General features: G+C 40.8%; 17 protein-coding genes. 2 read left to right on the plus strand and 15 right to left on the minus strand.

Going from position 1 to position 18326, the window contains the following annotated elements:
* Positions 1 to 131: 131 nt before the first annotated feature.
* On the minus strand, positions 132 to 1292 hold the full coding sequence (locus ACYQ1I_RS04930) for an MGDG synthase family glycosyltransferase (protein WP_459762949.1): 1161 nt from the start codon (positions 1290 to 1292) through the stop codon (positions 132 to 134).
* 212 nt (positions 1293 to 1504) lie between these two features.
* Here ACYQ1I_RS04930 and ACYQ1I_RS04935 point away from each other — a divergent pair, with 212 nt between their 5' ends.
* A complete protein-coding gene (locus tag ACYQ1I_RS04935; RefSeq protein WP_459762951.1) occupies positions 1505 to 2176 on the plus strand; it encodes a metal-dependent hydrolase in 672 nt (223 codons plus the stop codon).
* A 5-nt stretch (positions 2177 to 2181) separates the two neighbouring features.
* Here the strand turns inward: ACYQ1I_RS04935 and splB are convergent, their stop codons facing one another.
* Positions 2182 to 3207: a spore photoproduct lyase gene (splB, locus tag ACYQ1I_RS04940; RefSeq protein ID WP_459762953.1), complete on the minus strand. Its 1026-nt coding sequence runs from the start codon at positions 3205 to 3207 to the stop codon at positions 2182 to 2184.
* 55 nt (positions 3208 to 3262) lie between these two features.
* Between splB and ACYQ1I_RS04945 the strand changes: the two genes are divergently transcribed.
* Entirely contained in the window at positions 3263 to 4165 is a 903-nt protein-coding gene (locus tag ACYQ1I_RS04945; protein WP_459762955.1) for a DMT family transporter, read from the plus strand.
* Between the two features lie 90 nt (positions 4166 to 4255).
* Here ACYQ1I_RS04945 and ACYQ1I_RS04950 read toward each other — a convergent pair whose 3' ends face one another.
* From ACYQ1I_RS04950 to ACYQ1I_RS05010, 13 genes are all read right to left on the minus strand, one after another.
* Positions 4256 to 5458: an AI-2E family transporter gene (locus tag ACYQ1I_RS04950; RefSeq protein WP_459762957.1), complete on the minus strand. Its 1203-nt coding sequence runs from the start codon at positions 5456 to 5458 to the stop codon at positions 4256 to 4258.
* Between the two features lie 96 nt (positions 5459 to 5554).
* Positions 5555 to 6268 carry a DUF421 domain-containing protein gene (locus tag ACYQ1I_RS04955; protein WP_459762958.1) on the minus strand — a complete coding sequence of 238 codons (714 nt, stop codon included), beginning with the start codon at positions 6266 to 6268 and terminating at the stop codon, positions 5555 to 5557.
* 243 nt (positions 6269 to 6511) lie between these two features.
* A complete protein-coding gene (truA, locus tag ACYQ1I_RS04960) occupies positions 6512 to 7252 on the minus strand; it encodes a tRNA pseudouridine(38-40) synthase TruA (RefSeq protein ID WP_459762960.1) in 741 nt (246 codons plus the stop codon).
* A gap of 30 nt (positions 7253 to 7282) precedes the next feature.
* Positions 7283 to 8620: a glutathionylspermidine synthase family protein gene (locus tag ACYQ1I_RS04965; RefSeq protein ID WP_459762962.1), complete on the minus strand. Its 1338-nt coding sequence runs from the start codon at positions 8618 to 8620 to the stop codon at positions 7283 to 7285.
* Entirely contained in the window at positions 8598 to 9914 is a 1317-nt protein-coding gene (locus ACYQ1I_RS04970) for a glutamate--cysteine ligase (protein ID WP_459762964.1), read from the minus strand. Before ACYQ1I_RS04970 ends, ACYQ1I_RS04965 begins: the two co-directional genes overlap by 23 nt.
* Positions 9915 to 10243: 329 nt before the next feature.
* Positions 10244 to 11548 (minus strand): hypothetical protein, encoded by a 1305-nt coding sequence (locus tag ACYQ1I_RS04975; RefSeq protein ID WP_459762966.1) that lies wholly within the window; start codon positions 11546 to 11548, stop codon positions 10244 to 10246.
* A gap of 296 nt (positions 11549 to 11844) precedes the next feature.
* On the minus strand, positions 11845 to 12717 hold the full coding sequence (gene thrB, locus ACYQ1I_RS04980) for a homoserine kinase (protein WP_459762968.1): 873 nt from the start codon (positions 12715 to 12717) through the stop codon (positions 11845 to 11847).
* A gap of 1 nt (position 12718) precedes the next feature.
* Positions 12719 to 13783 carry a threonine synthase gene (thrC, locus tag ACYQ1I_RS04985; RefSeq protein ID WP_459762970.1) on the minus strand — a complete coding sequence of 355 codons (1065 nt, stop codon included), beginning with the start codon at positions 13781 to 13783 and terminating at the stop codon, positions 12719 to 12721.
* Between the two features lie 31 nt (positions 13784 to 13814).
* Positions 13815 to 14261, minus strand: coding sequence for an ACT domain-containing protein (locus tag ACYQ1I_RS04990; RefSeq protein WP_459762972.1), 447 nt, complete (start codon positions 14259 to 14261; stop codon positions 13815 to 13817).
* A gap of 188 nt (positions 14262 to 14449) precedes the next feature.
* Positions 14450 to 15268 carry a nitroreductase family protein gene (locus ACYQ1I_RS04995; protein WP_459762975.1) on the minus strand — a complete coding sequence of 273 codons (819 nt, stop codon included), beginning with the start codon at positions 15266 to 15268 and terminating at the stop codon, positions 14450 to 14452.
* Positions 15269 to 15395: 127 nt separating this feature from the next.
* Entirely contained in the window at positions 15396 to 16394 is a 999-nt protein-coding gene (locus ACYQ1I_RS05000; protein ID WP_459762977.1) for a hypothetical protein, read from the minus strand.
* A 17-nt stretch (positions 16395 to 16411) separates the two neighbouring features.
* Positions 16412 to 17041, minus strand: a complete 630-nt coding sequence (locus ACYQ1I_RS05005; protein ID WP_459762979.1) for a metallophosphoesterase — start codon at positions 17039 to 17041, stop codon at positions 16412 to 16414.
* Between the two features lie 110 nt (positions 17042 to 17151).
* Positions 17152 to 18231, minus strand: a complete 1080-nt coding sequence (locus ACYQ1I_RS05010) for a tungsten cofactor oxidoreductase radical SAM maturase (RefSeq protein ID WP_459762981.1) — start codon at positions 18229 to 18231, stop codon at positions 17152 to 17154.
* Positions 18232 to 18326 lie beyond the last annotated feature (95 nt).

Here is an 18326-nt window from a genome sequence, read left to right on the forward strand (position 1 = left end):
CAGACCCCTCTTTTTTTATCTAAAATTTTCCTCAAGCTAAATATATCGCCCTGGCTTTATTTGATTATTAAGTGGCTGTTAAATTTTAGTTAAAAAAAACATCTATATTAATTGTATAGATGTTTTAAAAGTCATAGGTTTTGAGGTTGATTCACTACATTATCACTATTTTTAAAGGTGTTTTTCACCAGCTCTTTAACAATGGCCCCGGCGGCATCCTGCTTCCTAAGGCCCCTTAGCTGAGCCTTCATGCCCTGGTAATGGAGGGGATTTTTGAATAACAGGTCATCCACTGTAGTGGCTAAATCCTCCAAATCTTCAATATGCTTTGCAATCCCTAAGGCTGATAAGTGCTGGGCATTACCCACCTCTTGCCCTGGAATTGGATGGGTTATTAGAATAGGAAGCTCTTTTTGAATGGCTTCAGACATGGTTATCCCCCCTGCCTTTGAAATTAACAGGTCTGAAATTGTCATCAGCTCATTTATATTTTTATAATAACCATAAAGCTTAACATGATGATTGGATTTTCGACATTGCCCCCGCAGAGATTCTAATAGCTCCTGATTTTTCCCTGTCACTACCAAAAGTTGAAGGGGGGCCTTTACCTTATTTAGTACCTGAATAATCTCATCCAGGGGTCCTAGCCCCAGGCCCCCTCCCATAATCAACAAAGTTGGCAAAGCTGGTGACAAGCCCTGTCCCTTTAATATCCTTTTTTCGTCAAGATACTTATAAAATTCGCTTCGAATGGGGATTCCTGTAACCGAAATGGAATCCTTTCTAATTCCTTTTCTAACTAAATCCTCCATTAGGCTATTGCTGCCTACGAAATAATAATTAACGGTTTGATCCAGCCATACACTATGGGCTGTATAATCAGTTATAACAGTGGCTGTATCTACATTCATGATTCCCTTTCTTTTCATATCAGAGACAAGGATTAATGGAAAGGGATTCGTAAAAAGAATTAAATCTGGCTGTCTCTTTTCAATTAACTGTAATAGCTTCTTTTCATATCGATAAATAAAAATGCTCTTGACTTTACTGTTATTCTTAATTTTCATTGTGTTTTGATAAAGAAGATGATACCAACTTGGAAATAAGTCGATCATTTTTAAGTAGCTGCTCTTAATTAAATGACTGATGGAAGTATTCATCATTTCCATAAAATCAATAATTTCTGTTTCAATTCCTTCCCCCTGCTCTTTAAACTTTTTAGCTAAGGTTTCAGCCGCCTGGTCATGCCCACAGCCTATTGAGGCAGTTAAAATCATCACCCTTTTTCTCATTCTTATAACCTCCAGGTTGCAACATTTATTGCTTTTATTTTTGTCTTTGGTTTTATAATGACCAAATCAATCTTAATTTCATTTTAACAGCCTTCTATTAAAATTTCCTTAAAAAAAAGTTAAAAACTTATAAGGGTATAATAATGGATGGGTAAATTATAATAAATTTGTTATAATAGTGGTAGCCATAATGTTGAAAGGGAGGAGATATGATGAAAATACAATTTTTAGGCCATGCCGCCTTTTATGTTGAAACTAGCCAAATGAGGGCTTTAATTGACCCCTTTTATTCTACTGAAGCCTTTGAACCAATTTTTTCAATAAAGGATATAACTCATATTTTTATAACCCATGGCCATTCTGATCACCTTGGTGATGCAGTTTCAATTGCAAAGGAGACAAATGCACTGGTAATTAGTAACTACGAAATCTGCCACTATCTAAAGTCATTGGGCCTTAATTGCCATCCAATGCATATTGGCGGACGAACCGATTTTCCCTTTGGAAGGGTTAAAATGACCCCTGCCCTACATGGTTCCGCCATTGAAACCCCTGAGGGACTAATCTATGGCGGAAACCCCGGTGGATTTTTAATTGAGGCAGAAGGAAAAAAACTATATCATGCCGGCGATACGGGCCTGACCATGGATATGCAGCTACTGGCCCCCGAAAAAATTGATGTGGCCCTGCTTCCCATCGGTGGAAATTTTACGATGGACGTTCAGGACGCCATCAGAGCTGTCGACTTTATTCAACCGAAGGTAGCTATTCCAATGCATTATAATACCTTCCCTATTATCAATGCACCCCATCAAGATTTTGCAGCGGGGGTTACATCTGCTTTAATCAAGGTATTAGAGATTGGTCAGGTATATGACTTTTAAAAAAGCTACGTAAAATATTGAATATGACCATGGGGAAAATGCTTTAATATTAAGTTACTAATGAATTCCTTGGCCTCCTGGGCCTCATCCTTTGGATAAACATACTTCACTCGACCGTATTTTCCCCATTTTTTAATTCTTTTTTCAGGGTTCATCTCAAGCTTTGTATTGGGAAAGCGCTCCTCGATGATATTTTTAGCATTTATTGTAAATCGGTGCTGAATCAGCTCAAAGGTCATAAACCCCCTGGCACCTTGCCCAAGACTTTCCTTTAGGCCCTGAAAAAGCTCACTGTATTCCTGCTTCCAATTTTCATGAAGTATAATGGGTGCAATAATAAAGCCCAAAGGGTAGCCCGCCCTGGACATTTTCTCTGCTGCCCTGAATCGGTCCCATAGATTAGATACGTTGTGTTCAAAATTTTTAATGACAAAATTTGAATTAATACTGAAACGAAAACGTGTATTGCTGTTATGGGGTATATCTAACAGGGAATCAACATTGGAAAATTTCGTGACAACACGGAGCTTTCCTTTTTTTAAAGTGCCAAAGTGGATAATGGTGTCTCGTAATGTTCCCGTAATATGTTCAACCCCCAGTGGGTCACCGGTGCTGGCTGCTTCAAAAACAGTGGCATGGGGTAATTTTTTTTCTATATAGTGATCAATTGCTCCGTATATTTCTTCAATATTGGCATAAACTCTGACATAGGGCTTCTGCCCTTGAGTTGTGAACAAATAGCAATATTCACAGGTGCCGGGGCAGTTGGTCATTAAGGAAAACTGATAATCGGCTGAAGGCCGACATACCTCTAGCTTTAGGCTTCGCTTGATACCAACAATCAAGGTTTTTTTAGCGGCCGCATATTTTGCCTTCTCATCCTTCCCGGGTAAGTTTCTGACCTGGTTGTGAGAGGTAGTCTCCAGTATTTCTATGCCGTTATCCTTACAATAACCCAATATTCTTTTTCCCACTTCCGTATTTCTGGCTGTGGGCTCAAAATATACACGCTCGGGACTCCACAGGTCCATTTTATCACCTCCCGCTTCCTTTTATTTTTCCCGAAAGGAAGGATTCAATACGATAATGACCATTAGACATAAAAAAGAACTTAAGGAGGAACTTACCATGAGTCAAAGAAATAAGGGAATAATATTAATGATTTTATCTTCCCTCTGCTTTGCTTTAATGGCTACGGCCGTCAAGGCGGCCGGTGATTTTCCCACAATGGAAAAGGTATTTTTTAGAAATATTGTTGGTATGGTGGTCAGTGCCATACTGATCTATCGATCGGGCCATAGCTTTAAAGGAAATAATAAGCCATTTCTGATCTATCGTTCTATTTTAGGGCTTTCGGGAGTCTTTCTTTATTTTTACGCCATTGACAGACTCCCGTTGGCCAATGCCGTTATCTTGAATCAGCTGAATCCATTTTTTGTATTAATATTGGCCACCCTTTTCCTAAAGGAACGAATTGAAAAAATCCAGGGTTTAGCCATTTCTATTGCTGTTGTAGGTATTTTTCTAATTGTAAAGCCACAGCCTGGCTTTATGCCATTACCAGCCTTGGCTGGTCTACTTTCGGCAGTTTTTGCAGCCGGCGGGTATACAACCGTTCGGCACTTAAGGCTGACAGATCATCCTCAAATAATTATATTTTACTTTACTACCCTATCCACCTTAAGTGCCCTTCCATTTTTTAATCAGTTTGTCATGCCTACCTGGCCCCAGCTGGCGGCATTGCTGTCAATTGGTGTTTTTGCCACCGGCGCTCAATTTTTAATGACCTATTCCTACCGCTATGCTGAAGCATCAGACTTATCTATATATTCCTATGGTAATACGCTTTTTTCCATTATTATAGGACTGGTACTATGGCTTGAAATTCCCGATCCCCTTACCTTACTGGGCTTTATTCTCATTCTAACTGGGGCTTATCTAAATTATCGCTATAAACGACCGACCCATCAAATTCAAAAAGAAAAGTAGACTGAAGGTAAAACCTTTAGCCTACTGTTCTTTTATCATAGATAGAAAATGCTATGCTTTTTTAAATTGTATTTCAAGAGGGTTTACTTATCAATCTTTTAAGGGAATACTTTGTTCATTTAGTTTATTTTGAACTCTCAGTTTTTTCCTTTCCAGCTGTCGATCAATAAAGCGGTTAATGACCAATCGAATAATGGCAATCACAGGCACTCCCAGGAACATTCCCAGGACACCGAACAGTTTTCCCCCCACAGTGATGGCCAAAATAATCCAAAAAGGGCTTACCCCTACACTGTCTCCCAGTATTTTAGGACCTAGGATTAATCCGTCAAATTGCTGCAGGGCAAATATGAAAATACTCAGCCAGAAGGCATTGATAGGACTGTAAAACAACGTGATAATTACTGCTGGTACAGCGCCAATAAAGGGGCCGAAGTAAGGAATCATATTGGTAACCATTATAATTACACTAATTAGCAGTGTATATCGAAGCCCCATCAGAGAAAGGCCTATAAAGCATAGACAGCCGATTATAAAGGAGTCTAAGGATTTACCTACAATAAATTTGGCAAAGAGGTCGTCCACTTCCCTTCCGAAGTTTTTTACCCGCTCCACGGTTTCATCCTTTAAAACGACCCTTAACAGCTTTTCAATTCCCAGCTTAAAGCTTTCCTTATCCATCAGCATATAAAAGGAAATAATCAACCCCAACACCACATTTAAGAGTCCCGAGGTGATACTATAGATACTGGAAAATAAATTACTGAGGCTTTTTTCCAATATTGATGTAAAGTCATCAAATAGCAGCCTTATTCTGGAATCAATTTGGGCAGAAATATTATAGCTGCTGAAATTTTCGATGTCTTCAACCATACGATTGATCACATTGGTGGTGGATGTAACATATTCTGGAACACTTCTGATCAAATCTGATATATTGTTGCCAATTTGGGGCGCCACCACCACAATCAGCATGGTAATTGATGTTATCATAATCAAATACACCGTCACCACACTGAGTAAGCGCAATAATCTTTTTCTTTGCTTCAATGAAGCTACCTTAATATAAACCTCACCTTCAAACCAGCGGACGGCAGGATTCAACAGATAAGCTACAAAGGAGCCAATAATAAAGGGGCTTAGAATTCGCCTGATAAACTGAAGAAATATCCTTGCATTCACCATGTAATAACCTAGATTATTTAATAATAGGTAAAAAATAATTGACATGGCAACGGTAAAAAAAGCATAGAGGGAATATTTAAAATACCTTTGATCGAGCTTAAGCTTCATTCATCTCATCCTTATGTTTTTTCCTATAATTATACATGATTTAAAGAAGGATAACCATTAAAATTCTGTAATTTTTAAATTTTTAATCATATAGTACTAATGCTGTATATCAATGCTGCTATTATTTCGCTGGTAGGGATAAATCTGAAGCCCCTGCTGAAGACTATAGGCAGCAAAAAATATGGTATCGATGGCTTCGTAGCCTTGCTCCTTCAACAGCCTTAGAATAAGATTTTTATCCAGGTTTGCTTCTTTGATTCCGACTTCATCCAAACGCCCTTCCAGCACAACGGGAATGGGTATATCATGGGGGGTAACCGAAAGAGACATATCCTTTGGGGTTAGGGGCATCAGCTCTGCTTTTTTCAGAACCGTCAGCTTCCCATTGGGCTCAATAATTCCGTATTGAACATCCTTCAAATCAAATATATCCTTCTCCCTCATCAGCATTAAAATCTCATCAAGGGTATACCTGATTTTTTTCATATTATTCACCAAAAACTGTCCGTTTTCCATGATCAAGGTTGGTTCAAAGGTGACCAGTTTGGAGAATTTGCGACTGTTCAAAATGAACTTATTCATGGTAAATTGAAATATGCCCAAAACCACCAAAGCAAAGGCCGTTGGTAAATGCTCAATATTGGGGTCGGCAATATCGGCCCCCACCAGGGAGCCCATGGTAATAACCACTAAAAAATCAAATATCGGCATTTCTCCCACAAGCCTTTTTCCTGTCAGGAGCAGGTTGACAGTCAACAGCAGTGACATAATGGTTAAAATTCTAAAAAAAACCAGTAAATATGTGTTCAATGGCATCACCTCTTTTTTCATTAGTGTTGCCTTGAAACCATAAAAATAAAACCAGAGAATATCTCTGGCTTCAAGCTAGGGTGTGTCTGAATACTCCGAAGGGTGCAGATTTTACTGAATTTTTGTTCCAAGCAAGGCGCTTTTTTGAAGACATACCAGGAGTACGTCAAGAAAAAGCAACGCTGCGTGGGACAAAAAAGCGGTGAAAGATGCCCTTGAGTGGGTTTTCAGACACGCCCTAATCTAATTGTAATAAACCTCTGTTAAAAATAGCCCCTGGGCTGGTACAGTAATTCCAGCTGCGTCTCTTTTCCCTTCCGAGAAAATGTCATCAATTGCCTCTGGCTTTAGCTTCCCCGATCCTATCTCGATTAAGGTTCCCACCATTATTCTAATCATATTGTATAGAAATCCATCTCCTATAAAGGAAATTTCCAGCAGGCTTCCCTTCCTGCTGAAGCTTATGTCTTTGATGGTTCTAATGGTGGATTTTTTAGTTTTTTTAAGGGATGAAAAGGCAATAAAATCATGGGTTCCCAGGAGTTTTTGAGCCCCAGCCTCCATTGCCGTCATATCCAGGCTTTCCGCCACATGATAGCTGTATTTTCGATAAAAGGCTGAAGGAATCCAATGATTCCATATGTTATAGACATATTTTTTCCCCGTAGCATTGAATCTGCTGTGGAATCCTTCGGAAGCCTCCCTTAATTCCTTTACTACAATATCTTCAGGTAAATAATGATTAAGGTAACTCAACATCTCCTTTTCAGGCATCCTACTTTCGGTGTGAAAGTTAGCCACCTGGGCCAAAGCATGTACGCCCCGGTCGGTTCTTCCGGAGCCGATTACTTCTACATGGCTGTCGGTCATTTTACCGATCACATTCTCCAGCTTACCCTGAATAGTTTGATCTGTATCCTTTAACCGCTGCCACCCCCGATACCGGCTACCATCGTATTCTATGATCATTTTAATATTTCTCAAAGACTTCACTCCTTTAAGGGGCCGGTATTACTAAATAGTAGCTTTTTCTTTAAATAAGTAATTGGGTACTGTAAAGCATTCTACTATGCTGCCAATAATATTCTGGGTACCCGTTCTCGTATAAATTCCCTGTAGCTTCTCATTATACATGAAAAGACCAATAATATAATTGTGGGGAATAAATTCCACATTCTTTTCATCGATCCGGGCCATGGGTAGCTTGGGTACCTGGCAAAATTCCTGTAGCAGATACGACTCCCTTGCCTCCTCTGAAATGATACGCTTCCATTCTTCAAGGGAATAGTCGCTCCCTACCCGAACACCATTGGAGGCATATTTATCCATGGGCTTTAATACCAAACGATCCTTATTTTCTATCGCCTCTTGTACCAGCTGGCTATTTTGATTGTCAAAAATCCTCGTATAGGGTATATGCTGTTTAATGAATTCCCTTTCCTCCTGGTTCAGGAAGGGGGTCTTTTCAGGGTCATGGAGTATGGCGAAGATTTGCTTATTATGAATCACCTGAGACCTCAAAGGCCCCACAACACATACATCACCGGCTAGATAAGCATCTATTAACGGTCTTACCGAATCGGCATTTTCAATAATTTCCCAGGTTACAGCCCTTCGATAGACGCAATCGATTTTAAAATCCTTGAAGTATAGCTTGCCATTGACATAGGTTAACTCTCTGGGGTCGGCAATAACGGTTTTGCAGCCGGCCTTTTCAAAGGATTTCTGAAACTCAAGGAACTCACTGGGTGGGTTAGCCTTCATAAAATCAACAATCGCTACCTGGGGCTTATCTTCAGATTGACTATATTCTTTGTAATTAGTAAGTAATGCCCTTACCCAGGAATCAAATATCTCAAAGCCCTCATAATGATACTGGCCATCAAAACCCTTCAGGGCCGATGAATCAGCCAGAATTTGCTCAAGCTCTCGTTGTTCCACCATGCCGGATGACCCGTCGGCATTGAGCTCACAGAATTGAAATTGATCATTGTAATGATAAAAAATATCAAATCTGCCCATGGGTACCTTCATTTGATAACCCGGGTCTTTCAAAATCAGCCTTTCAAGAAGAGGTGAAAAACCAAAATAGCTTCTAAATTGTTCATTCTCAAGGTATTGGTCTATCACCTTATTTAAAATTTTCATCAGCTTCCCTGTAAGGGCTTCAAATCGTTCCATGTCCTCCTGGGCAAAAAACATTGGCTGATATAAAAATTCCACCGGCTCTCCTTTATACTTTGCCGGCGACTGGGCCACTCTGGCGGTTACCTCCTTAAGGCTTTCTCGAAATTGTTCAGGATTTTGCAGTACCCTCTCCTGGTACTCCTTAAATAACCTCTTTGCTAACATTTTTACTCCCCCCTTTTAAACCACACCAATCCAATCCTTCCATTCCCCTCAGCCGAATGGCTTCCTTCGATACCATGGCTGGGTTTTTTCCAGACTTGATCATCATTTTTAACGCCTTTAAATATTCCCTTTCTTCTTTGTCAAGGCCAGCCTCGGCCATATCAAACAGTTCACCGATAAATTGTCTAAGGGGCTGGCCTGAAAACTCAGCATCAAAGCCCTGTTCAATCATACTATCCTTATATTTTTCAAGGGTCTCGTTATTTACAGCAAGGCTCTTTTCATAGAGGGCCTCCAGAGCCTCGGGCTGATAAAAGATTCCCTTGATTAAAGCTCCATAGGATAAATTCAGGGGATAGGGAAGGGAGTCGCCCATTCTGATTTCAATATATCGTTTTACCCTTACATCGGGAAAAACCATTGTAAAAACATGCTCCAGCTCTTCCTCAGTCAGTTCATGCTCATCTAACACATTACCGATGGTCTTGTCTTCAGTGGGTATATATTGACCCGCCTTGGCAATAAAAATAGGAGGCACCTGTAATAGGTAATTAGCATAGGCTTCATAGCCGAACCTTGTATCCATGACTTCCTTAACAATTCCGCTTCGGTCAGCATCGGTATTTTGCCAGATGACACTTCTCACACTGTTTTTATTATAGAGGGTACCTTCAAATATAGGAGAATTATCAGAAATTAAGGCCAGGGCAGGAGATAAAAAATTTGCAACCCGATATTTTTTGATAAAGTCTGCCTCGTCACGATAATCTATGGCAACCTGAAGCGCCGCTGTCCCCTTCATCATGTTATGGGCATATTGACCGGTCTTTTTAAAATAGTTTGACATATATTCATATCGTTTTTTCGGATTAAAGGGAAGCTCACTGATTTTTGTTTTGGGATGATAGCCAACGGCCATTAAAAGCTGGCCATTTTTCCTTAATAGGGGGAGAATATCGGCTAGAAAGGCCTGGTATAGCTCATCCGCCTGTCGCAGCCCTTCACAGGGAGCTATACTTAGCTCCAGTTGTCCTCCAGGCTCCAGGGTAATGACCCCGTAGTCCATTTCCAGGCCCACTAAATACTCCTTCTCATATTTAGGATCATACCCCTTGGGAAGTAAGGCCTTCAGTATTTCCTGTATTCCATTGTCTTCGTAGTAGTTTACCGTCTCCAGGGTATCCTCCCTGACCACAATATGTTCAAATTCCATACCAATTAGGAGTTTATCATTATGTTTTTCACCTTGTTTAATGATTTTTTGTATTGTTTCAAGCTTACACGCATATTCCATCCACTCATTCACCTCAAATATGAAAATTTTTATACAATGGAGTACATTCCTACATCCCTAAATCCTTTAAGTAATACTTCCATAGTACACCAAAATCATCAAAAATCAAAATCCTTTCATCGTTATTATTCTCACTTGTTTTAAATCAAGAAAAGTCAGCCTAAGCGTAAACTAATCTGCTGACTCCCTTAAACCAATATTTTACAGGCCGAAACCCACTTAAATGTGGGTTTTATGGGCTGAAGCTTTTTATTGTATAGGAGGTTTATATTTTAACTTACCCCATAATTAACTTCCTAAAACATAAATTTATGTAAACCCAAAATTATTTATATTTTTAAGAGATATACTTCCCCAGCCCGGTTGATAATTACCATCGTATTGGTTTCATCATCGAGAAAGACAGAAAAAACCTCCCAGGGAAATTTCATCAATTCCCTTTCTTCCCCCTGGGCATTGAATTCTACGAGGGTTTTATTCCTCACCATATAGGCTTGGTCCTGGTGGGTAATAAAATACATATCCTTACTGTTCAAAATAATGGCATCATCATATTTTCTTCGTTCATTATCTTTAATGCTTACCAGCGCCAAGGGCTCCTTGACTCCCAGGTTTGTACCGTAGATAAAATTGTTAAATACAAAGCCATAAAAATTATAATCCATTGGTTCCAGAATCAGCTTTTCATCTTCCTTTAAATCATATACTAATATTTTATCATAATTTAGTCTTTCAAAATATTCCTCGGTCTTGATAATTTCCCCCTGGGAAATGGCCACTCGACTTCCATCATGGCTCCATTGTATATTTTCGATGGGGTCAATGAAGCCCTCCTCCTCTCTAAAGAGGGTGGTTCTTGTATGGTTCTCTAGGTCAAATAAAATTAGCTCTCTTCCCACAAAGGTATGCCAATCTCCGATGGTAATTTCATTTAAATCCTTATTCCTTGGCATTTTAATAAAGGCTATATGACGGTCATCAGGCGACCATTTGGAAGTGGTTCCATTCAGGGTGGCCACCAGCTTCCCTCGATGATCATAGACCTGCTGATGGTAATAGATAAAATAATGACTATGATTGCTCCATTGGGTTGTGAAATGAAAGGTATTAAAGGCCTCTTCCTCCATTTCATCAATGACTTTCTCCGGTCTTCCCCCTTCCTCAAACATATACCGATAGAGGCTATGCTTTGATTCAACTTTTTTTGTATATAAGACCCCCTTGCCATCGGGAGAAACCAAAACATTTGGACTATTTAAACCCGATATTTCCTCATCCAGCTTAATATTTTCATTATCTCTCCGATAATATAATTGGTTGTCCATATCAACATAGACTGCCCGTTGATGATCAAGGGGGATAAAGGATAGGAACTGTTGTATTTGATCGAAATGAAGACTCAACCTGCCAGTGGCAAAATCAAATGAATAATAGCTTAAATTTCCCTCTGGCATGGCGGTAAAATAAAATTTTCCGCCTTTGGCCTGGTACCCGGTGATTTCTTTAAATTGCTCCAGCGCCTCTGCCCTTTGCAGTTGACTAGTATCTGCCGGGGGTATAGACCGCTTTTGTTGCCCACAGCCATTTAATATGATTAATAGTAGTATCATCACCCAGGTTATTTTTTTCTTCAATGACCTCCACCTCTTCCATGGAATTTATCTTTATTTTTCCCAGGAAATTGTCGATTAGTCATTTCAATAAAAAAATAAAGCCTAAAATGAATTTAAGGCTTTATCCAAACTAGAAAAAAACAAAATGATTAGGGTGTGTCTGAATACTCCGAAGGGTGCAGATTTTACTGAATTTTTGTTCCAAGCAAGGCGCTTTTTTGAAGGCATACCAGGAGTACGTCAAGGAAAAGCAACGCTGCGTGGGACAAAAAAGCGGTGAAAGATGCCCTTGAGTGGGTTTTCAGACACGCCCTAGATTAGTTATGACCTTTAAGGGCGACTAAATCCCACTTTTCGGGTAAATGACTTAAGATTTTCTTAAATCCTTCAACATGGCCGGCTTCCTGCCATTCTAATAAAATTACCGTTGGCCCTGCACCACTTAAAAAAATATTTTCTATTTTATGGCCTGCCGCTTCTTTAAAAATTTTTTCTAATGAAGGCATCAGTTTTAAGCGAAAGGGCTGATGAAGCTGATCCTTAAGGGCACTATTGATTTTGTCCAATTCCCCCGACAATAGGGCGGCCACCAGTAGACTTGCTTTCCCTACATTATGGACTGCATCCTGATGGAAAACCGACTCTGGTAAAACACTTCTGGCTAATTCCGTGCTAAGGCCTTGGTCGGGAACGGCCGTATAAAAGGTCAAACGTGGATCAACAGGAAACCTAATATAATCGGTATGGGCCGCTCCCCTGACAGAAACCACTACGCCCCCCAAAAGGGCCGGGGCTACATTGTCTGGATGCCCCTCAAGTTCAACGGCCATATCTAGCAGCGCCTGCTGATTAAAGTACTTATCCATCAATAAATTGGCAGCCATAAGACCGGCTACTATGCAGGCGGCACTGCTGCCCAGGCCCCTGGAAATGGGAATTTCATTATATTGTTTAATTTTTAAGCCCCTTGGCCGGTAACCTGCTTGATCAAAGCAATATTTCATACTACGGTAGACAAGGTTATGCTCATTTTTTTCAACCCCTTGGCTGTCTCTGCCGCTGACTTCGATTATTAGACCATCAGAAATGAATTCAGCCTCTACGGTATTATACATGGAAAGGGCAATACCCAGACAATCAAAGGCTGGCCCTACATTGGCCGTTGTGGCCGGAATTTGAACCTTAACCATTTTATTCACCCTCCAGGGCACCATGGATTCGGGCCTTGATTTCTTCCAGGCTCACTCCATAGACCTTCAGTTCTTCCTTGGGTAGAACCACAGCAGGGTCCTTTAGACCGTTTCCTGTTAACACACAGGCCACCCGCTGCCCCCTACTGAAGAAGCCTTTTTGGTATAGCTTAATAACCCCCGCCAGGCTGGCAGCAGAGGCAGGTTCTACAAAAATGCCCTCCTGACCTGCCAATTGACTCTGGGCCTGTAAAATTTCTTCATCGGTCACATCATTGATTAATCCCTCTGAATCGTCTCGGGCAGCCACAGCAAGCTCCCAGCTGGCAGGATTCCCAATTCGTATGGCTGTAGCAATGGTTTCAGGATTTTCAACAACCGTTCCCTTCACCAGGGGGGCGGCACCGGCAGCCTGAAACCCCAGCATGGAGGGTAGATTATCTATTTTCCCCTTTAAGTAATAATCTTTAAAGCCCGCCCAATAGGCCGATATGTTACCGGCATTTCCCACCGGAATGGCAAGATAGTCTAAGGCTTTTCCCTCCAGCTGATCACAGATTTCGTAGGCTGCTGTCCGTTGCCCCATTAACCGGTAAGGATTAACGGAATTAACCAGTGTTACCCTGCCTTCCCGGGCAATTTCCCTCACCAGATTAAGGGCTTCATCAAAATTTCCTTCCACCGGAATAATCTCTGCTCCATAGAGGATCGCCTGGGCCAATTTTCCCAGGGCAATTTTATTATTGGGTATCAGTACAAAGCATTTGATTCCCGCCTTGGCCCCGTAGGCAGCCGCTGAAGCCGAAGTATTCCCTGTAGAGGCACAGATAATCGCCCGGCTTCCTTCAGCCATAGCCATGGTAACTGCCATGGTCATCCCCCTGTCCTTAAAGGAGCCCGTAGGGTTTAACCCCTCATATTTTAAATAAAGCTCGATTCCATCAAGGCCTTTTTCAATATTTTCTGCTCTGATTAATGGCGTATTTCCTTCATTTAACGTTATAATTTTTTGGTCGGGCTTTACCCCTAATAAATCCCTGTACTGATGAATCACACCCTGCCACATTTTACCGCCTCCAGACTGTATTTTTTCGTTCCTATTCCCTTGCAACTACGTTAATTTCCTTGACTCCCCTGGTGGCTCCAATTTGCTCTACAAGGACATCCACCTCCTGCAGCATTTCCTTTGTTTCAAAGGATATGGTAACATTTGCCACCCCATGAAGGGGAATATTTTGGTTGATCGTTAGTACACTGCCCCTGGCCTGGGCAATTTGATTTAAAATACCGGAAAGAATTCCCGAAGTATGCTCTACAAGAAGGGAGATTGTCATAATCTTCCCCTTGGTAATTTCATGGAAGGGTCGTATGGCATCCTTATATTTATAGTAGGCGCTTCGACTCATCCCCACTATTTCCACCGCCTCCTGAATTGTACCGGCTTCTCCCCTTGACAAAATTTCTTGAACCTTAAGGGTTTTTAAAAAAACCTCTGGCAATACCGATTCTTCCACAATATAATACTTATTTTTTTCTCCTGTCATAACCATCACCTCCATCAGTGTACATTTGTATCTGTATAGAAAACATATTAGCATAATCCCGGGAATACTTCAACCTGTCATGATAATGAATGGTTTGCAGCAATAAAGGTTTGGCAGCAGCGTCTATATAATCCATACGCCAATACCAAACCTATTGAAAAATCATTTATAAATGCAATTATATCAATCTAAATATACAAAGAGCCAACAATTTGATAGTTTTTGGGAATACCATAGGCTTCATATTCTTTTCTTTTTTCTTTCTTATGCAGGCTCCATTTTGCAACCATGCCTTCCTCGTTAAACATTCTTTCCATATAAAGCATCATGATGCCTGCATCCAGCAACGGATTCCCTTGAGTGGATTCCCTTTCCACCACTAAGATAATTTCATTCTCATTCAATATCAGCTTCCAGGGCTGAGAATTTTTCCACGAGGGGGCCATTCTAATATGATAGAATATTCTGGCCAACCCTCTCATCTCTAATTCTTCAATCCATGGTTTTTGATCCCATCTTCGGTGAAAAACAAATTCGTTTAAGGATACCCTCATGGTTGTGGATTTTGGTGTATAGGGGAACTGCCCCTCTGGATACCCAATGGCGGCCAGGGCCACCACCTGATGCGGGCTGTCGATACCAAGGGCTTCCTTTACTTCTTGGCCTCCAATTGAAACCCAACAGGTTGCCAGATCCAATGAAACTGCCTTTAATAGCAGCTCCTCCATCATATAACCGGCATTTTCCAAATAATGATCTCCCTCTTGACTAAGCAGCGCTATAAAGTAAGGGGCATCAATGGGGTTTCCTCCATAACCGACCTTTCCCTTTAGTAATTGGCTCTTTTCCCACCCCTGATCAATCAACTGGAATTTTGTTTTTACGTCCACCAAACCCTTAATTTGTTGACTATATTCCATTAGCTCCTTAAGTGCTTCCTGGCTAACGGCTGCCTCCTTGAATTGTCTGACGGATTTACGATTTTCTATTAACCAGCGATACCTCATACTCAAACCTCCCTCTCCGTGTTGAATCTTTTATTTTTTTCTATATACCCCATCTTAAAATATATAAAATTAATTTTTTAAAAATTTCTAAAATACCAGCCCCGGCAGTATTGCCAAGGCTGGTGGATTATCCTTCATTTAGGCCTGTTTCCATGGCCTCTAATAGGGCTATATCCCTCTGCTCCATCTTTTCGTACAGTTCCTGTCTAAGTCTGATACATTCTGTGGCCTTGTTGCGCCTGCCCCTTCTTTTATCAATATCAACCCAGGATATTTTTCTGTTTCGATAGTATAGATCAAAATCAACCAGCCGTTCTCCGGCCAGGTTAAATTCCAGGGCCATTAACAGCTTTTTCACTTCATGGGGCGTATAGTAGGTAAAAAGCCTAACCTGGAAGGCAAGCACCGATAACAGGGCCAGGGCATGGTCTTTGGTCCAGGCTTCCCCTAATATCATGCCAATTTCCAGCTTAGACAAAATATAGACCAGTCGATCATAATTTTCCTGATAACGCCCCTTTGAATCATATATATTGATACGAAGCTCATACCATTGTCCGCTTTCAAGACTTTGAGTAATAAAGCGCAGTCCTTCGATTCGGAGTCTCTTTTGAATAATAGTGACGGGATGGGGCAGCAAGAGGTTTGGATGAATAAAATCATTTTCTGATAAAATAGAATTAATTGGCTTTTTTGTTAAGCCCAATAGTGTATTAGCCCGTTCGCCCTTTCGTATTCCTTCTTCCCAATCAACTGTCTCTGCCTGGTATTCCTCCTGAAGCCGCTGAATTATTTTTTTCTCATCCCCCGCAACCCTCATTACCAGTGAGGCCGGCCCCATATCAACACGGTCAATGAGCTCTTCTACATGGCTGTTGATAATACTGGCAAGGCAAAATGACGATACCTCATTAACCAGAATAATCTCATCTGCATCCTCAATTGAGGTGCTAACCTTCCCAGGGGCTGTTAAAAAGCACAGGGTGCTGTCTTCCGAAGCCTCATCATTTCCTCCATGAAAGGAAACACTTTTTCCCCCAAGGGCATGGATTAAAAAGAATTTAACAGCCGGAATATCCATCGTACGAATGAATAAAAACCTGGGTCCCAATCTTAAAAATAACATTAGTTACCCCCCTTTCTCTACAGTCCAATTTTACCCCGTTCCATCCTTCTCAAACGGTTGGTTCCCAGCGGATAATCAAGATGAATGATATCCTGGGTGGTAAGATTAATTATATTAATATTCAGTATGCCGTTCAAGCCGATTTGATGATTACGTTGATGATGACCGGGCACTGGACTGTGCCCATAGAGATAAAAGTCTGCAGGTGGTGCTTCTTCAATAAAATAATGATTAATATAAAAGGAATAATTATCCAGCTGTATGGTACCTTCCTGCAAAATTGTTCCCCTGTTGATTGTTTTTTTCAATAGCTTCTCATCGTCATGATTCCCTATTGCATAGAATAACTGAGCATCGGAGCTGTTTTCAAGGGTCTTTACCACAATCTTAAGACCTCTATGGTACTCATTAATGTGCTTTGGTTGAATCTCTAACTTTATATTGTCTATCATATCCCCAGTATGCACAATATATTGTGGATTAATTTTTTGAATGGCCTTTTTTACATAGGGAAGGGTATCCAGGGGCGTATCGCTGATGTGCATCAGCAGGGTTCCTTCAGCCACCTGAAATTCATCTAGCTTTGATATATAGGGTTCATTAAAAAAGAAACACTTGATTTTTTTTAGTATTTCGAATTTTTCCATTTTACCCACTCCTTAAATTTAAGGTACATGAGTAGACAAAAAAAGTCAATTAAAAATAACCTTTAAATTAAAGGTTATCCTTATTAAAAGTAGCTTTTGGTAACTATATCCTATGGACAAATGACAAAACCCCTTGACCAAAGGCAATCGGCACAGCTGGGCCGACAGCCGTAGCAGTCTTCTTCGGTACCCTTGGGAAATTCACAGCCCTCTGCCAGATCACAATCCATACAGGAAGGATACAGGTTATTGTGTACCACATACCGATATTGCTGATAATCACTGCTATTCCAAATATCCAGCAAGGGTTTGGCCAGTATATTACCAAAGGAATGTTTACTGACCTGCTTCCTTCTTCCAAAAACAAATTCCTCATAATCGTGGGATAGCCGATAGCAGGGCATTACTTCACCTTCAGCACTAATGAAGGTGGTTACGTCATTCATAAAGCTGCATTCCCTTTCGGTTTTAAGGCTGGTATGGGGCAACTTCAGGGTAATACCCTTTCTAAGACCATAGATTCTGGCCCGGTTCCACAGCTCCTTCAGGCTGGGGTTTGGCTCTACCTGGTAGAGTATCTGATCTTTATTATCCATTACCTGGGGAATCAGGCTAGATACAATTACCCTATGGCAGTCTAATTCCTTTGCCAGGTCAATGACCTGAAACAGGCTGTCGATGTTTTTTTCCGAGGATACAAATTGCAGCTGTACCTCAGGCCATGGGCTGCCGGAAATTTTTTTAGCCCTTTGAAGTCTTTCAATGGAATTCACTACCTTAGTCAATGGTATTCCCCTGATTTGGCTGTAATAATGGTCAACTCCATCAACGGAGATTGTGATTTCATTCAGACAATTAACCATGGCCTCCATTAAGGAATCTGTCATAAGGGTGCCATTAGTTGTCATGTGCAAATGGTACCCCTTGAGTCTTTCCAAAACCGCTACTATATCTGGATGACAGGTGGGTTCACCAATTCCTCCCAACACAATTTCCTCCAAGCCTTCAAGGGTTTCCAGCTCCTTATAGATTTGCTGAAGGGTTCTCCGAGTCATATCCTGGAAGGGGCGATTCCAGCTTTTTCGATAACATATTGTACAATCTAAATTACAGCGATCTGTCAGCTCTAGGTATAGTTTTCTAATTGTTTTACTTTTATGATATGTAACATGATACCCTAAGTCCTTCATAAAACTACTCCCTTATAATGTAATGGTAGCAAAGGCCGGCATCCTTACGTATTGCTACGCTTGTTTGCCGGCCTTAATTACCTGCCTATGGGGCT

The organism is Alkaliphilus crotonatoxidans (genome assembly GCF_054658015.1).

Excerpts from the sequence above, each read along its gene's own strand:
- ACYQ1I_RS04930 (WP_459762949.1), bottom strand. The coding sequence starts at position 1,292 with ATGAGAAAAAGGGTGATGATTTTAACTGCCTCAATAGGCTGTGGGCAT.
- ACYQ1I_RS04935 (WP_459762951.1), top strand. The coding sequence starts at position 1,505 with ATGAAAATACAATTTTTAGGCCATGCCGCCTTTTATGTTGAAACTAGC.
- splB (WP_459762953.1), bottom strand. The coding sequence starts at position 3,207 with ATGGACCTGTGGAGTCCCGAGCGTGTATATTTTGAGCCCACAGCCAGA.
- ACYQ1I_RS04945 (WP_459762955.1), top strand. The coding sequence starts at position 3,263 with ATGACCATTAGACATAAAAAAGAACTTAAGGAGGAACTTACCATGAGT.
- ACYQ1I_RS04950 (WP_459762957.1), bottom strand. The coding sequence starts at position 5,458 with ATGAAGCTTAAGCTCGATCAAAGGTATTTTAAATATTCCCTCTATGCT.
- ACYQ1I_RS04965 (WP_459762962.1), bottom strand. The coding sequence starts at position 8,620 with ATGTTAGCAAAGAGGTTATTTAAGGAGTACCAGGAGAGGGTACTGCAA.
- ACYQ1I_RS04970 (WP_459762964.1), bottom strand. The coding sequence starts at position 9,914 with ATGGAATATGCGTGTAAGCTTGAAACAATACAAAAAATCATTAAACAA.
- thrB (WP_459762968.1), bottom strand. The coding sequence starts at position 12,717 with ATGGTTAAGGTTCAAATTCCGGCCACAACGGCCAATGTAGGGCCAGCC.
- thrC (WP_459762970.1), bottom strand. The coding sequence starts at position 13,783 with ATGTGGCAGGGTGTGATTCATCAGTACAGGGATTTATTAGGGGTAAAG.
- ACYQ1I_RS04990 (WP_459762972.1), bottom strand. The coding sequence starts at position 14,261 with ATGACAGGAGAAAAAAATAAGTATTATATTGTGGAAGAATCGGTATTG.
- ACYQ1I_RS04995 (WP_459762975.1), bottom strand. The coding sequence starts at position 15,268 with ATGAGGTATCGCTGGTTAATAGAAAATCGTAAATCCGTCAGACAATTC.
- ACYQ1I_RS05000 (WP_459762977.1), bottom strand. The coding sequence starts at position 16,394 with ATGTTATTTTTAAGATTGGGACCCAGGTTTTTATTCATTCGTACGATG.
- ACYQ1I_RS05005 (WP_459762979.1), bottom strand. The coding sequence starts at position 17,041 with ATGGAAAAATTCGAAATACTAAAAAAAATCAAGTGTTTCTTTTTTAAT.
- ACYQ1I_RS05010 (WP_459762981.1), bottom strand. The coding sequence starts at position 18,231 with ATGAAGGACTTAGGGTATCATGTTACATATCATAAAAGTAAAACAATT.